This window comes from Azospirillum sp. UENF 111221, assembly GCF_058780625.1.
The window spans coordinates 415001-430206 of record NZ_JBSNCH010000003.1; the positions used below are offsets into that span (position 1 = coordinate 415001).

At 68.4% G+C, this 15206-nt stretch carries 14 protein-coding genes, 1 tRNA gene and 2 rRNA genes (1 of these 17 cut by a window edge); 16 read left to right on the forward strand and 1 reads right to left on the reverse strand.

Annotated elements, in window-relative coordinates:
- The 3 genes from ACWPN3_RS10155 to ACWPN3_RS10165 form a co-directional block, all read left to right on the forward strand.
- Nucleotides 1-841, forward strand: a 23S ribosomal RNA gene (locus ACWPN3_RS10155) (it extends 1905 nt beyond the left edge of the window).
- A 146-nt stretch (nt 842-987) separates the two neighbouring features.
- A 5S ribosomal RNA gene (gene rrf / locus ACWPN3_RS10160) occupies nt 988-1103 on the forward strand.
- 84 nt (nt 1104-1187) lie between these two features.
- Nucleotides 1188-1264 (forward strand) — tRNA-Met (locus ACWPN3_RS10165).
- On the opposite strand, the gene ACWPN3_RS10170 is transcribed toward ACWPN3_RS10165, so the two are convergent.
- Entirely contained in the window at nt 1243-1626 is a 384-nt protein-coding gene (locus ACWPN3_RS10170) for a hypothetical protein (RefSeq protein WP_492243175.1), read from the reverse strand. The genes ACWPN3_RS10165 and ACWPN3_RS10170 overlap by 22 nt on opposite strands.
- 267 nt (nt 1627-1893) lie before the next feature.
- Between ACWPN3_RS10170 and ACWPN3_RS10175 the strand changes: the two genes are divergently transcribed.
- The 13 genes from ACWPN3_RS10175 (at nt 1894) to ACWPN3_RS10235 (ending at nt 15107) form a co-directional block, all read left to right on the forward strand.
- Nucleotides 1894-3252, forward strand: a complete 1359-nt coding sequence (locus tag ACWPN3_RS10175; RefSeq protein ID WP_492261320.1) for a lysine N(6)-hydroxylase/L-ornithine N(5)-oxygenase family protein — start codon at nt 1894-1896, stop codon at nt 3250-3252.
- Nucleotides 3252-4511: a lipase family protein gene (locus ACWPN3_RS10180; protein WP_492261321.1), complete on the forward strand. Its 1260-nt coding sequence runs from the start codon at nt 3252-3254 to the stop codon at nt 4509-4511. The genes ACWPN3_RS10175 and ACWPN3_RS10180 overlap by 1 nt, the downstream gene beginning before the upstream one ends.
- A gap of 91 nt (nt 4512-4602) precedes the next feature.
- Entirely contained in the window at nt 4603-5670 is a 1068-nt protein-coding gene (locus ACWPN3_RS10185; RefSeq protein WP_492243178.1) for a GNAT family N-acetyltransferase, read from the forward strand.
- A gap of 105 nt (nt 5671-5775) precedes the next feature.
- A complete protein-coding gene (locus tag ACWPN3_RS10190; protein WP_492261322.1) occupies nt 5776-5964 on the forward strand; it encodes a hypothetical protein in 189 nt (62 codons plus the stop codon).
- A gap of 151 nt (nt 5965-6115) precedes the next feature.
- Nucleotides 6116-7624 (forward strand): TonB-dependent siderophore receptor, encoded by a 1509-nt coding sequence (locus tag ACWPN3_RS10195; protein WP_492261323.1) that lies wholly within the window; start codon nt 6116-6118, stop codon nt 7622-7624.
- Complete coding sequence (locus ACWPN3_RS10200; protein ID WP_492261324.1) at nt 7611-8054, forward strand: TonB-dependent receptor domain-containing protein; 444 nt, start codon at nt 7611-7613, stop codon at nt 8052-8054. The genes ACWPN3_RS10195 and ACWPN3_RS10200 overlap by 14 nt, the downstream gene beginning before the upstream one ends.
- A 19-nt stretch (nt 8055-8073) precedes the next feature.
- Complete coding sequence (locus ACWPN3_RS10205; RefSeq protein WP_492243180.1) at nt 8074-8997, forward strand: ABC transporter substrate-binding protein; 924 nt, start codon at nt 8074-8076, stop codon at nt 8995-8997.
- Nucleotides 8990-10984: a Fe(3+)-hydroxamate ABC transporter permease FhuB gene (gene fhuB, locus ACWPN3_RS10210; protein WP_492243181.1), complete on the forward strand. Its 1995-nt coding sequence runs from the start codon at nt 8990-8992 to the stop codon at nt 10982-10984. The genes ACWPN3_RS10205 and fhuB overlap by 8 nt, the downstream gene beginning before the upstream one ends.
- Nucleotides 10984-12120, forward strand: coding sequence for an SIP domain-containing protein (locus ACWPN3_RS10215; protein ID WP_492243182.1), 1137 nt, complete (start codon nt 10984-10986; stop codon nt 12118-12120). Before fhuB ends, ACWPN3_RS10215 begins: the two co-directional genes overlap by 1 nt.
- Before the next feature lie 53 nt (nt 12121-12173).
- Entirely contained in the window at nt 12174-12941 is a 768-nt protein-coding gene (locus tag ACWPN3_RS10220) for an ATP-binding cassette domain-containing protein (protein WP_492243183.1), read from the forward strand.
- A gap of 178 nt (nt 12942-13119) precedes the next feature.
- A complete protein-coding gene (locus tag ACWPN3_RS10225; protein WP_098735105.1) occupies nt 13120-13335 on the forward strand; it encodes an MbtH family protein in 216 nt (71 codons plus the stop codon).
- On the forward strand, nt 13332-14081 hold the full coding sequence (locus ACWPN3_RS10230; protein ID WP_492243184.1) for a thioesterase II family protein: 750 nt from the start codon (nt 13332-13334) through the stop codon (nt 14079-14081). Before ACWPN3_RS10225 ends, ACWPN3_RS10230 begins: the two co-directional genes overlap by 4 nt.
- Nucleotides 14082-14096: 15 nt before the next feature.
- On the forward strand, nt 14097-15107 hold the full coding sequence (locus ACWPN3_RS10235) for a TauD/TfdA family dioxygenase (protein ID WP_492243185.1): 1011 nt from the start codon (nt 14097-14099) through the stop codon (nt 15105-15107).
- Nucleotides 15108-15206 lie beyond the last annotated feature (99 nt).

A 15206-nucleotide genomic window follows, 5' to 3' on the forward strand; every position in this document is an offset into this window, starting at 1 on the left:
CGGTCAGACGGAAAGACCCCGTGCACCTTTACTACAGCTTTGCAGTGGTGCTAGGGACTTCATGTGTAGGATAGGTGGGAGGCTTGGAAACATGGGCGCCAGCTCGTGTGGAGCCAACCTTGAAATACCACCCTTGAAGTCTCTGGCATCTAACCGTGGCCCGTTATCCGGGTCCGGGACCCTGCATGGCGGGTAGTTTGACTGGGGCGGTCGCCTCCCAAAGTGTAACGGAGGCGCGCGATGGTGGGCTCAGAGCGGTCGGAAATCGCTCGTCGAGTGCAATGGCATAAGCCCGCCTGACTGCAAGACTGACAAGTCGAGCAGAGACGAAAGTCGGCCATAGTGATCCGGTGGCTCCACGTGGACGGGCCATCGCTCAACGGATAAAAGGTACGCCGGGGATAACAGGCTGATGACTCCCAAGAGTCCATATCGACGGAGTCGTTTGGCACCTCGATGTCGGCTCATCACATCCTGGGGCTGGAGCAGGTCCCAAGGGTTCGGCTGTTCGCCGATTAAAGTGGTACGTGAGCTGGGTTTAGAACGTCGTGAGACAGTTCGGTCCCTATCTGCCGTGGGTGTCGGAGTTTTGCGAGGATTTGTCCCTAGTACGAGAGGACCGGGATGGACATACCTCTGGTGCACCGGTTGTCACGCCAGTGGCATGGCCGGGTAGCTAAGTATGGACGGGATAACCGCTGAAAGCATCTAAGCGGGAAACCCACCTCTAAACCAGAGCTCCCTTGAGAGCCGTGACAGACCATCACGTCGATAGGAGGCATGTGGACGGGCAGCAATGCTTGAAGCTAAGCCTTACTAATCGCTCGATCGGCTTGATCTCGACACCACTAACCGCGCCATGCGCAGCAGCAAGCCTGCTTGAAAGCAGTGCTTGACCAGCGCATCGCCGTTCGATACATCCTCCTCACTTGCACTGAACAAGCATTAAGCGCTTTCGGTAACAGCGTCGGTCTTGTGCCTCGGTGACCTGGTGGTCATGGCGAGGTGTCAAACACCCGATCCCATCCCGAACTCGGCCGTGAAAAGCCTCCGCGCCAATGGTACTGCGTCTTAAGACGTGGGAGAGTAGGTCGCCGCCAGGTCGCTCAGGCACATGAGACGCTCAATACAAGAAAGCACGCACGCTTGCATCTTCACGACATCCGTCATCCAGCATAATGGACATCCGCGGGGTGGAGCAGCCCGGTAGCTCGTCAGGCTCATAACCTGAAGGCCGCAGGTTCAAATCCTGCCCCCGCAACCACCGACAGTTGACAGCCCGCCTCTCACGAGGCGGGCTGTCGTCGTTTCGGGTTCGCCCCGGCGCACGCCTCCAGGATCGCCAGCAGATCGCCAGGACGCTGCGCCTCCAACCCGGCGTCCGAGAGGGCAGGGGAAGCACACGACCCTGTCGACCATGGTCCGCACCATCTCCATAGCCGCCATCCCCTCGTCGCCATGGCGGCGCATCCACTGGATCGCGCCGATCCACACGGAGATGTGGGTCAGTTCGACGCCCAGCGGGTTCACGTCGATGCCCGGCACGGCCTCCGGCCCGATGGTATTCGGCCGTTGGTTTACTTTCAGGTCGAGTTTCAACTGGCGGAGGTAGCCGAAGCTCTCCAAGCCCTGCCCCGCGGCGGACGCCGCTGCCATGCCGATTTGTGCGCCAAAGCGGTTCGCATGCGAAAGAGCCTAAATTTCCGCGGGGTGCATTCGTCGTCTTTCAGGAATCCGGAAGGAGGCGGCGGTCGGCTGAGGTCGGTCGGCATCCGGCTGGAGCCCCGCCACGCCATTGACCGGCACGACCGGCACAGGCAGGAGCAGGACCGGCCCATGCGTCCGGCAGCCGTGGCGGTGTTTTTGGGATTCTCAACAGGGGACGACAATTCCATGACTCAGTTCAGCCTCTCCGAAAAGCCCCTGGACCTTGCCGGGATCGGGTTCGGACCTTCCAACATCGGGCTGGCGATCGCCCTCGAAGAACAGGCGGAGCGTTCCGGACGGGCGCTGGACACGGCCTATTTCGACCGGCAGGCCTCCTACAGCTGGCATGGCGGCACGCTGGTCCAGCAGAGCGACCTGCAGATCTCCTTCCTCAAGGATCTGGTGACCCTGCGCAATCCGCAGAGCCCCTACAGCTTCGTGAACTATCTGCACCGCAAGGAACGGCTGATCGATTTCATCAACATCGGCACCTTCTATCCCTGCCGGATGGAGTTCAACGACTATCTCCGCTGGGTGGCGTCCCACTTCTCCGATGCCTGCCGCTACGGCACAGAGGTGGTGCGCATCGAACCGGTCGTCGACAGGACCGGCGTCATCAGCATGCTGGATGTCGTCACCCGCGGCCCCGACGGTATCGAACGCGTGCGGCGAACCCGCTCGCTGGTGGTCGGCACCGGTGGAACGCCGCGCATCCCGGCGCTGTTCGCCGGGCTGAAGGACGATCCCCGCGTGTTCCACCATGCCGACTATGTGCAGCGGATCGCTGCCCAGCCCTGCGTCGCCGGAACGCCGATGCGGATCGCCCTGGTCGGTGGCGGGCAGAGTGCCGCCGAGGCCTTCATCGACCTCAACGACAGTTTCCCGTCGGTGCGGGCCGACATGATCCTGCGCTCGGCGGTCCTGCGTCCGGCCGACGACACGCCCTTCGTCAACGAGATCTTCGCGCCGGCCTATACGGATGTGATGTTCAACCTGCCGGAGGATGAACGGACGCAGCTGATCCGCGACTACCACAACACCAATTACTCGGTGGTCGACGCCGAGCTGATCGACCGCATCTACGGCATCCTCTACCGGCAGAAGGTATCCGGCCTGCAGCGCCACGGCTTCCTGTGCCGGCGGCAGATCGAAGCGGTCACGTCCGACGGGTCCGGCATCGCGCTCACCCTGCGCGACCTGTCCAGCGGTGCCCTGGAGGAAATCCACTATGACGCGGTGGTGCTGGCAACCGGCTACGAGCGCAACTCCCACCGCCGGCTGCTGGAGCCGCTGGGCGACCTGACGGGCGATCTGCGGGTCGACCGCGATTATCGCGTCCGCACCGACCCCAAGCTGACGGCACCGGTCTTCATCCAGGGCTTCTGCGAGGAGACCCATGGGCTGAGTGACACGTTGCTGTCGGTCCTGCCGGTCCGGGCGGCGGAGATCGCCGCCGCCCTCTACCGCGATCTGGCGCCGGCCGACGGCCGGTCCCGTCGTCAGTCGGGGCCGACCGGGCTGGTCGCCGGCGCGTCGAACCGCTGATGGACGCGATGATGCGGCGCGGACGCGCCGGGCTGCGGCTGCTGTGCATCCTGTCCGCCGTCTGCGCGGCCGGGTCGGCAGCCGCCGCGGCGGACGATGCCGTGGCGAAGGCCGTCCCTCAGGCTGTCCATGCCTCCGCACGGGGCGCGGTGCTTGAGGTGGCGACGCTGGCGACCTACCGGCGGGATGCGATCGAGGCCGGGCTTGGATCGCGCGCCGCCTTCATCGGCCGGCCGCTCTGCGACGTTTCCCTGTCGCGGGTGACCTATGCCACCATCGGGGTGCATGGCGAACCGGCGACCGCTTCGGCCATGCTGCTGTTGCCCGGCGGTCCGGATTGCGGAGAGCCGCATGACTTGCTGGGCTGGGCACAGGGCACCCAGACACGGCGGGACGCCAGTCAGGCCGACGATACGCTGGCCGCGGGCGACAGCCCGCTGCTGACCTTCTACGCTGCCCGCGGCGTCGCGGTCGCCGCCACGGACTATCTCGGGCTCGGCCGCTCGGACTACCCGTTCCATCCCTACCTGCATGCGGAGAGCGAGGCGTCCGCCATCGTCGATGCGCTGCGCGCCGCGCGCAGCGTGGCGGGGGAGGCGCGGATTCCGCTGTCCGGGCATGTGCTGCTAGCCGGCTATTCCCAGGGCGGGCATGCGTCGATGGCGGCCCAGCGCACCATCGAGCGCGACCATGCGGGCGAGTTCCACCTTGCCGGAACGGCGCCGATGTCCGGTCCCTATGCGCTGGAGCAAACCTTCGTCGACGGCTGGTCGGCGACCGGGCCGGCGGGGCCGAACGGTCTGGCGACGGCGCTGTTCGCTTATGCCGTGGTGGCGATGCAGCGCGTCTACGGCAACATCTATGCCTCGCCCGCCGACGTGTTCCGGTCGCCCTTCGACGCCACGGTCGAGGGATTCATGCCGGGCCGCCTCGACATCTTCGATGTGCTTCGGCAGGGAATGCTGCCGCCGGGACCGGAGATCGCGCGGCTTCGCCAGGACGGCTTCACACGGTCCTTCGACGATCCGCAGGCTCCGTTCCGCCGCGCCCTCGCCGGCAACGACCTGCTGGACTGGACACCGCGCGCGCCGATGGTCCTGTGCGGGGCCGGCCGGGATGCCGTGGTGCCCTTCGCCAACACCCTTGCCGCCAAACGGCTCTTCACCGCCCGCGGGGCGGCTGTCGAGCTCCTGGACATGGATGACCGCATCCCGGCCGAGGTGGATGGGGTGTCGGTCCACACCAGCGCCGCCGTCTGATCTGTGCTTCGGGGCGACCCGCGACCGGCTGCTCGCCCTCGCCCGGTGACGGGACGGCGGCAGCGGGCGCCAAGAACTGGAAACCGCCACCATGACATCATCCCGTACCCTGCCTTTGCCCGATGGCCGCCGGCTGACCGCCGAGACCGGATCCGGCGGTCTGCGTCTGTCCATCGACGGCCGTCCGCTGCTGTCGGCCGCCTGCGAGCCGATCGAGGGCGGCCTCGTCCTTGTGCCCGACCTCTTCGGCGAACGTCCCGCTCCACTTCCCGCGGATGCCGCCTGGGCGATGGCCTGCTGGCTGTTCACCGGCGACCCGGCCTGCCGCCGTCTCGTCTGGCGCGGCATTGAGCCCGACCCGGCCTCGCTGCGGTCCGGCCTGCTGCTCGCCGATGGCGGAGGTGGCGCCATCAGCCGGCGCGACGCCTTCTGGCAACTGCCCGGCCCCTGGCTGCGCGGTCCGGGCACGACCGGCTATCCGGCCATAGCGCGGGGGGATGGCGCGCGGGGGGATGGAGTGCATCTCCACCGGCCGCCGAAGCCGGCCGGGGAGTTGTACCGCCGGTTCGATCCGGCGCTCGGCCTCTGGATTTCGCTGCGCAGCCTGGACATCGACGTCGATCTGGAGCGCTTCAACCGTTGGCAGAACACCCCCCGGGTCCTTGCCTTCTGGCAGGAGGGCGGCGACTTCCTGAGACACCGCGCCTATCTGGAGGGGTTGGCGGAGGACCCACATGTCCAGACGGTGATCGGCTGCTTCGACGATGAACCTTTCGCCTATTTCGAGGCCTATTGGGCGAAGGAGGACCGTATCGCTCCCTTCTGCGCGCCGGGCGACCATGACCGCGGCATCCATATGCTGGTGGGGGAGGAGCATCACCGTGGACCGCACAAGGTGCGGTCGTGGCTTTCGGCGCTGGTGCACTGGATGTTCCTCGACGATGCCCGCACCGGCCGCGTGGTGTCGGAGCCGCGGGCCGACAACGCCCGCATGATCGGGCACATGCAGTCGCTGGGGTTCCTGCGCGAACGGGAGTTCGACTTCCCGCACAAGCGCGCGGCGCTGATGACGCTCGACCGCCGTGACTTCTTCGACCGCTGCCCCGGCCTGTCGGAGCCGTCGACGACGGCCGCCGCGCACGAAAATTCGTACATATGAAAGATTCTCCTTAATATTCGCCTACCCCCTTCGTCTTAGAGCCGGGAGACGGATTTCGCGAGAGAGCGGAGTCCGTCGGACAGAGCTTCAGTTGGGGGAACGGTGATGGAGAGTGAGGTTGGCGCGGCCGGATCGGCCGGTCGTCTGGCGACGGGCAAGCACGGGCGTTTGAAATCCTTCCTGCTGGCGACGACGATGGCCGGTCTGGCGCTGCTGGCGAACCAGCCGGCCGGTCTCGGCGCAGCAGGCGACGAACGGCGGCCAGGCCGGCCAGGGCAGCGGGCAGGCCACTAGCGGAGAGGCCGCCACCGGCGCCGGCATTGTTCTCGACCCGATTTCCGTTCAGGGAGTCGTCGGTGGCACGGAGGGTTATGTCGCCACCCGCAGCGCCGTCGGCACCAAGGTCGAGACGCCGCTGGTCGAAATCCCCCAGACGATCTCCGTCGTGACCCGCAAGGAACTGGACCAGCGCGCGGTGCAGGATTTCGCAGGTGCGGTCGCCTACTCGCCCGGCATCGCCGTTGTCGATTACCCGGGCGGCCCCGGCGCCCCTGATTTCTCGATGCGCGGCTTCCGCGACTTCAACCTGTTCGGCATCTACCGTGATGGCCTGCGTGCCGGCTTCAACAACTACGACACCAATTTCGAGCCCTACGGGCTGGAACGTGTCGATGTCGTGAAGGGCCCGTCGTCGGTCCTGTTCGGCCAGACCTCGCCCGGCGGCGTGGTGAATCTCACCACCAAGCGGCCGACCGACAAGCCGCTGCACGAGATCGAACTGCAAACCGGCAGCTATGACCGCCGTCAGGCCGCCTTCGATTTCGGCGGGCCGGTGGATGGCGACGGCAAGGTCCTGTACCGCCTGACCGGCCTCGGCCGCCTGTCCGACACCCAGGTCGACCATGCGCCTGACGACCGCTTCTACATCGCGCCGGCCCTGACCTTCAAGCCGACCGACAAGACCAAGATGACCCTGCTCGGCAGCTATCAGAAGCTGAAGATGAGCGGGGCGGAACAGAGCATTCCCCGCGATGCGATGGGCCAGATCGGCACCGATCTCTTCTTCGGCATCCCTGGCTATTCCGACTGGAAGGTGCAGAACACCACCGTCGGCTACGAGCTGGAGCATGAGATCAGCTCGAACTGGACCTTCCACCAGAATGCCCGCTACATGCATTCAAAGGTCAACTTCGTCAGCGCCTTCAGCACCGCCTGGCCGGTGGAGCTGGTGAACGGGCGCGATTATCCGGTCGGGGTGCAGGACCGTCCGAAGACGACCGAGACCTACCTGCTCGACAGCAACGTCCAGGGCAAGGTGCAGACCGGCGCTGTGTCGCACACCATCCTGGCCGGTGTCGACTACGGCTATTACATTGGGCGGGAGACGCGGCGCAACTCGTTGAACGAGCTGGTGATCGATGTTCTCAACCCGAGCTATCCGGGGACCGACTTCCTCTATGGAAACCCCTGGGTGGATGGCAAGAGCAACCTGAGCCAGATCGGCGCCTACCTCCAGGACCAGTTGCGCTACGACAACTGGATCCTGACCCTCAGCGGCCGCCAGGATTGGGTGGTCGACAAGGAGACGGACAACCTGTCCAGCAGCTCCCAGACCGCGCGCGACCATCATTTCACCGGCCGTGTCGGTCTGGGCTATGTCTTCGACAACGGCATCGCGCCCTATGCCAGCTATGCGACCTCCTTCCAGCCGACCACCGGCACCTACGCGCCGCAGCGCGGCGGCGGCACCTTCAAGCCGACCACCGGCACCCAGTACGAGGTCGGCGTGAAGTACCAGCCGAACGGCTGGAACAGCTTCATCTCGGCCTCGCTCTATCACATCACCCAGCAGAATGTGGTCACCAACGACCCGGTCTACAGCGGCTTCGCGGTGCAGGACGGCGAGAATCCGCAGCCGCGGCATCGAGCTGGAAGGCAAGATGGAGCTGACTGAGGAGTTCAGCCTGATCGCTTCCTACGCCTTCGTCGATGCCGAGATCACCAAGGACAATCCGGCCGTCGGTTCCAGCACCAGCTCGGTCGGGCTGCGTCCGAAGGGCATCCCGCGCCACATGGCCTCGGCCTGGGGGGACTATACCTTCAAGTCCGGTCCGCTCACCGGCCTCGGCTTCGGCGTGGGCGCGCGCTATGTCGGCTCGTCCAAGAATGCCGGCAACACCGAGACCATCCCGGATTACACGCTGGCCGACGCCGCCGTCCGCTACGACCTGGGTGCCCTGCGGTCCGAATTGCAGGGGGCCAGCGTGGCGCTCAACGTCAGCAACCTGACCGACAAGAAGTATTACTCGGCGGGCTTCTATGACAACACGGTGCTGTACGGCAACCGCCGCCAGGTCCTGGCGACGCTGAAGTACAGCTGGTAAGGCGGGACCGTTGTCCCCGATGCCCAAGATGACCGGCGCCGTCGACCGGCGCCGGTTCCTCCATGCCGCCGCCGCGCTGCCGCTCGGTCTTCTGGCCGGTGGCGCACGGTCGGCGGAGCCGGGGGTGGACGGCGGGGTCTGCGCGCTCGATTGGACGAGTGCACAGGCGCTGTTGTCGTTGGGCATCGTCCCGCATGGCTTGCCGGAGATCGATCGCTACCGTCGCTCCGTGATCGAGCCGGCGGTGCCGGACGGCGTTCCGGACATCGGTGCCAGGGCGGAGCCGAACCTGGAACTGCTCGACCGGCTGGCACCGGCACGCTTCGTCACCGATGGCATGCTGTCCGCCGTGCGCGGCCGGCTGGAGCGGATCGCTCCGCTGACACTCTATCAATCCTTCGACACGGGATCTGTCGACAGAGATCGGGGGAGCGGTCAGCTTGCCTTCGCCATCGCCTCCCTGCGCGGGTTGGCCGACGGCCTCGGCGTGCCGGATGCGGCGGACCGCGCGGCTGCCCGTCTCGACCGCGCATTGGAGGAGGCGCGCGCCCGCCTGAGCGGGCGGGAGAGGCGTCCGCTCTATATTCTCAGCGTCCTTGACGGGCGCCGCGTCCTCATCCATGGACGCAACAGCCTTTACCAGGATCTCCTCGACCGGCTGGAGATCGAAAATGCCTGGACCGGTCCCAGCGGCCCCTACGGCCACGCCACCGTGACCATGGACCGGCTGACCGGCCGTCCCGATGCCGGACTGGTCAACATCGGCAGCGAGGGAAAGCGGGCGCTGGAGGCGCTGGCCGACCTGCCGCTGTTCGCCGGGCTGCCGTTCCTGCGCGAAGGCCGGGTCACCATCCTGCCGCCCATCCTGTTCTATGGCGGCGTCCCGACGGCGGAGCGTTTCGTCCGTCTGCTCGGCGAAAGGCTTCCGCAGCGCCATGGCTGACACCGCGATCCCGACCCCGTCCCGCCGGTTCGGTCCGGCCTGGCCGGTGACCGGCCTGTTCCTGCTGGCCGGACTGGCATCCTTTCTGGTGCTTGGCCGGCAACTGCCGCCGGAGCTGTGGTGGAGGGCGCTCGTTGATCCCGATCCGGCGCGTCTCGACCAGCTTGCCGCCCACTATGTCCTGTTCCCGCGCTTCGCGGTCGCCCTGCTGGTCGGGGCGGCGCTGGGGCTTGCCGGCACCATCCTGCAGCAGGTTCTGCGCAACCCGTTGGCCGAACCCGCCACGCTCGGCATTTCCGCCGGCGCGCACCTGTCGCTCGCCGTCGCCACCCTCTGGATTCCCGAGGCGCTGGCGCTGGGCCGCGAATGGGTCGCGCTGGCCGGTGCCGGACTGTCGGCGGCGGCGCTGCTGGCGCTGTCCTGGCGCAAGGGGTTGTCGCCGGTCACCGTCGTGCTGGCCGGTCTCGTCCTCAGCCTCTATGCCGGATCGGTCAGCGGCGTGATGGTGCTGTTCAACCACGACCTGCTGATCGGCCTCTTCCTGTGGGGTGCCGGCTTCCTCGACCAGCAGGATTGGGGCATGGCCGCCTTTCTGGCGCCCCGGCTGGCGGTGCTGGCCGTCGCCGCGGCGCTGGTCCTGCGCCCGCTGGTCCTGCTCGGCCTGGGGGAGGGCGGGGCGCGCAGCCTCGGGCTGTCGGTTGTGGGCGCCCGTCTGGCCGGATTGCTGATCGCGGTGATGCTGACCGCCCTCACGGTCGCCGCCGTCGGCGTGGTCAGCTTCGTCGGGCTGGCCGCCCCGACCATCGTCGGCATGGCCGGCGCCCGCCGGCTGGGGCAACGGATGCTGTGGGCGCCGCTCTGCGGTGCCGCCCTGCTGTGGGCGACCGACGCCTTGGTGCTGATGGCGCCGATCACCTACCGCGAATTGCCGACCGGTGCCGTCACCGCGGTCCTGGGTGTGCCGATGCTGCTGTGGCTTCTGCCGCGGCTGCGGACCTCCGCACCGCCGGTCCTGTCCGCCGCCGCCCAGCCGCCGCGCGCCTCCCGCCCCGCCCTGGTGCTTGCCGGCGCTGCCCTGCTGCTGCCCCTGGCCCTGTGGATGGCGGTCGCCTTCGGTTCCGGTCCGGATGGCTGGGGCTGGAGTTCCGGCGACGATCTTGCCGCGCTGGGGCCCTGGCGGCTGCCGCGGGCGATGGCGGCCCTGTCCGGCGGGGCCATGCTTGCGGTCGCGGGTGCCATGCTGCAACGGATGACCGGCAATCCGCTGGCGGCGCCGGAGATCCTCGGCGTGTCTTCCGGCGCGATCCTCGGCGTGATCGTGCTGATGTTCTCGGCGGACGCGCCGGAGCGTGGCGCGCAGATCGCGGCCGGCGGGGCGGGAGCGGTCGCGGTGCTGGCGGCGATGCTGGCGCTCGGCCGCAAGGACGGCTTCTCGCCCGACCGGCTGCTGCTGGCCGGAATCGCCACCAGCTCCATCTCCGGCGTCGTCGTCGCCGTCCTGATGGCCGGGCAGGATCCACGCCTGCAAACGCTCGTCACCTGGCTGTCCGGTTCGACCTACATGGTGGGGTGGACCGACGGGCTGGCGGCGGTTCTGCTGGCGATGCTCGCCATCGGCGCCATTCCCTTCGTCGCCCGCTGGCTCGACCTGCTGCCGCTCGGCGGCGGGGTGGCCGCCGCGCTGGGGGTCAGCCCGTCGCTCAGCCGGATCGCGCTGTTCAGCCTGTCGGCCCTGCTGACCGCGGCGGCGACGCTGATCGTCGGCCCGCTGAGCTTCGTCGGGCTGATGGGGCCGCATCTGGCCCGTATGCTCGGCCTGCAGCGGGCTGCTGCCCATCTCGCCGGTTCCGCCATGCTCGGCGGCCTGATCATGCTGATGGCCGACTGGCTCGGCCGCAGCGTGATCTTTCCCTATCAGGTGCCGGCCGGGCTGCTCGCCTCGGTGATCGGCGGACCCTTCCTTCTCTGGCTGCTGGGACGGCGCTGATGCCCCGCTTCTCCTGCGATACCGCGATCCCTCACGACCGCCCCTCCGCTGCCGCGGACCGGCTGGTCGCCGCCGCCGAACCCTACGGCCTGACCTTCACCCGCGAGGGCGAAACCCTGGTGGCGAGCGGCCCATTCGGCCGGCTGGCTCTGTCCGTCGCGGCCGACGCCCTGCATCTCCGGGCGGAGGCGGACGACCGCGGCCTTTTGGAGCGTCTGCGCGCGTCCGTCAGCGAGCAGCTGGTCGGTCTGCTGGGGGAGGAGGTCGCCATCGTCTGGAGCGGCGATGTGGAGACAGGACCGCTCTTCGCCGACTTCCGCGAGATCCGCGTCGTCGCCGTCCGTGACCTGACGCCGCGCCTGCGCCGCGTCACCTTCCGTGGCCGTGACCTTGACCGCTTCGCAACGGCGGACAACCTGCACGTCCGGCTCTATCTGCCGCCGGACGGATCGGAAACGCCGTCCTGGCCGCGCCCCGGCCCCGACGGACGGCCGCTCTGGCCCGAGCCGGACCGGCGTCCGGCGGTCCGCTACTACACCCTGCGACGCATCGATGCCGAGGCGGGCGAACTGGACATCGATTTCGTTCTCCATGCGGACGATACGCAGTCCGATGGCGGGCATCCCGGTGGTGCTCCCAATGGCGCTCCCAATGGCGCTCCCGGGGCCGACTTCGCCCGGCGGGCCCGGCCCGGCGACCTCTGCGGCATGTCCGGTCCCTGCGGGCTCGGCATCCGTCCGGCGGCCTGGTACCTGCTGGCCGGCGACGAAACGGCGCTTCCCGCCATCGCCCGCATCCTGGAGGAGTTGCCGGGCGACGCCCGCGGCATCGCCCTGATCGAGGTGGAGGACGCGGCGGACGAACTGCCGCTTCAGGCGCCCGCCGGTGTCTCCGTCCATTGGCTGCACCGCCGGGATGCCGGGGGTGCGGGGCCGCTGGTCGAGGCGGTGCGCGCCCTGACGTTGCCGTCCGGCCCGGCCGCGCCGTTCGCCTGGGTGGCCTGCGAGTTCGACGATCTCGCCCTCCTGCGCGACCATCTGCGCGGACGCGGCATCGACCGCGACCGCCTGCTGACCGTCGCCTACTGGCGGCGCACCCCGCCGGCCGCCTCATCAGACCGCAGGATTTCCGCATGACGTCTTCAGCCGCGTCCCCGACAGCGCCCCCATCTGCGTCCCCGACAGCGCCGATGTTCCGCATCGACGGGGTGAGCTTCGCCTTGCCCGGCCGCCTCCTGCTCGACATACCGTCCTGCGACCTGCTTCCCCGCCGGGTGACCGCACTGATCGGCCATAACGGCTCCGGCAAATCGACCCTGCTGAAGATCCTCGCCCGCCAGCAACGACCCAGCGGCGGGCGGGTGCTGTTCGACGGCCAGCCGCTGGACCGCTGGAAACAGCGAGCGCTCGCTCGCCGGATCGGTTACCTGCCGCAGCACATGCCGCCGGCCTCCGGGCTCCTGGTGCGGGAGCTGGTGGCGCTCGGCCGCTATCCCTGGCATGGCGCTCTGGGCGCCTTCCGGGCGGAGGATGCCCGCAAGGTGGAGGAGGCGCTGGTGCTGACCGATACCGCGCGGTTCGCCGGCCGTCTGGTGGACAGCCTGTCGGGCGGCGAGCGGCAGCGGGTCTGGCTGGCCATGCTGATCGCGCAGGATGCCGGCTGCCTGCTGCTGGACGAGCCGATCTCGGCGCTCGACGTCGCCCATCAGGTGGAGGTGCTGGCGCTGGTCCGCCGGCTGTCGCGCGACCGCGGCGTCGGGGTGGTCGCGGTGCTGCACGACGTGAACATGGCCGCACGCTTTTGCGACGACATCGTCGCTCTGCACGGCGGGCGTCTGATTGATCGCGGCACGCCGGCCGAGATCATGACCGCTGCCCGGCTAGGCGCCATCTACGGCCTGCCGATGGCGGTGATTCCCCATCCGGAGTCCGGGGAGCCCGTCGCGCTGGTCCGTTGATTGCCGCAGCAACCCTCGCATCGCTTGTTGCGAGGGGGGCGTTGCGAGGGAATCGCAAAATCCTCCTAACAATTCGCCGCGCTGCTTCGTCCATTAGGGCAGGAGGGCGCCGGGCGCGGACCGCATGAGCGGCCGGACCGGAATGCCGCCCCACTCCCGACAGTGAACGAGGACAGCGATGGCGTTCGACCGCGAGGACATCACCTTCAAGGTGCTGGTCAACCACGAGGAACAATATTCCATCTGGCCGGACTACAAGGCGGTTCCGGCCGGCTGGCGCGAGGCGGGCAAGAGCGGTCCCAAGGCCGACTGCCTCGCCTACGTCGAGCAGGTGTGGACCGACATGCGGCCGCTCAGCCTGCGCCGCCAGATGGACGAAGCCGCCGCGCGATGACGTCCGCGACCGCCCCCGTCTTCGGTCGCGCCGCACCACCGGCGATGCGGCTGTTCTGCCTTCCCTATTCCGGCGCCAGCGCGATGATCTATGCGCGCTGGAAACGCCTCGTGCCCTCCTGGCTGGAGGTTGTGCCGGTCGAATTGCCGGGCCGCGGCCGGCGGATGGACGAACCCCCCAGGACCGACCTGACGGCGCTGGCCGCCGAACTGGCGGAAGAGCTGGCTCCGCAAGCGCAGGGCCCCTTCGCCCTGTTCGGGCACAGCCTGGGCGGTCTCCTCGCCTTCGAGCTGGCGCATGCCTTGCGCGGGCATGGGCGGGGGGAACCGCGGGCGCTGTTCGCGTCGGCTGCCGCCGCTCCCAGCCGGCGCGAGGACGGGCGTTGGGCCGAACCGCTGGACGATGACGGGTTGATCGCCGAGATGCGCCGCCTCAGCGGCACGGCCGAGGAGGTGTTCGGCAACCGCGACCTGCTGGAGATGGCCCTTCCGGTCCTGCGCGCCGACTTCCTGCTGTGCGGCCGCTACGCATACCGTCCCCGACCGCCGCTGGACTGCCCGATCCGGGTGTTCGGCGGCACACAGGACGACATCGCCGCCGACCGGCTGCGGGCGTGGTCGGCGGAGACGCGCGGGGGCTTCACCCTGGAGATGTTCGACGGCGACCATTTCTTCCTGCGCGCCCACGAACGTCCGCTCCTCGACCGGCTGGCGGACGGCTTGGGCGTGATCGCCGCGACCGCCTGAATTCAAGAGGGTTCCATGGCCGAGCGTAGTTTCACGATCGAAGATTTTCCCCATGCGCGTGGCGGCCTGCCGCTGCTGGTGCGGGCGCGCGATCCGCAGGTGGATCTGCTCGACGCTTTCGCCGACCTGGAGCCGCTGGTGCGTGACTGGCTGCCGCGCTGCGCCGGCATTCTCTTCCGCGGCTTCGCGCTGGGTCCGGCCCCAGAATCCGCAGCGGACTCCGCAGCGAACACGGTAGAGCGTTTCCGCGCCTTCGCCGCCGCCTTCGGCCATCCGCTGCTGAGCTACGAGTTCGGCTCGACCCCGCGAACCAACGTGACGTCGGGCGTCTACACCTCCACCGAATATCCGGCCGACCAGCACATTCCCCTGCACAACGAGCAGGCCTATACCCGCGACTGGCCGATGCGCATCTGGTTCTGCTGCGTCCAGGCGGCGCCGGTCGGCGGCGAGACGCCGATCGCCGACAGCCGGGCGATCCACCGCCGGATTCCCGCCGACATCCGCGAGCGGTTCGAACGGCGCGGCCTGATGTATGTCCGCAACTACGGCAACGGGTTGGACGTGCCGTGGCAGAAGGTCTTCAACACGGAGGACCGCGCGACGGTGGAGGCTTATTGCCGCGACCACCGCATCCTCTGCGACTGGAAGGAGGATGGCGAACTGCGCACGCGCCAGATCTGCCAGGCGACCGCCCACCATCCGGTGACCGGGGAGGCGGTGTGGTTCAACCAGGCGCATCTCTTCCACGTCTCCAACCTTCCGGAGGAGGCGCGCACGGCGCTGCTCGACATCCTCGACGAGGAGGATTTGCCGCGCAACGTCTACCACGCCGACGGCGGTCCCATCGATCCGGCCGACCTTGCCGCCATTCGCGCGGTCCTGGCCGAGGAAACGGTGCTGTTCCCATGGCAGACCGGGGACGTGATGATGCTCGACAACATGCTGGCCGCCCATGCCCGCACGCCCTTCAGCGGGCCGCGCAAGGTCGTGGTCGCCATGGCCGAACCCCATTCCGCCGACTGACCGCTCCCGGCTGGCGTTTCCGCCGGCCTTGCCGACCTCGTGACCGTTTCGCCCCATGGCTTGGCCGGGGGCGTGCCCTTCTGCCTGCACAGGTGATCC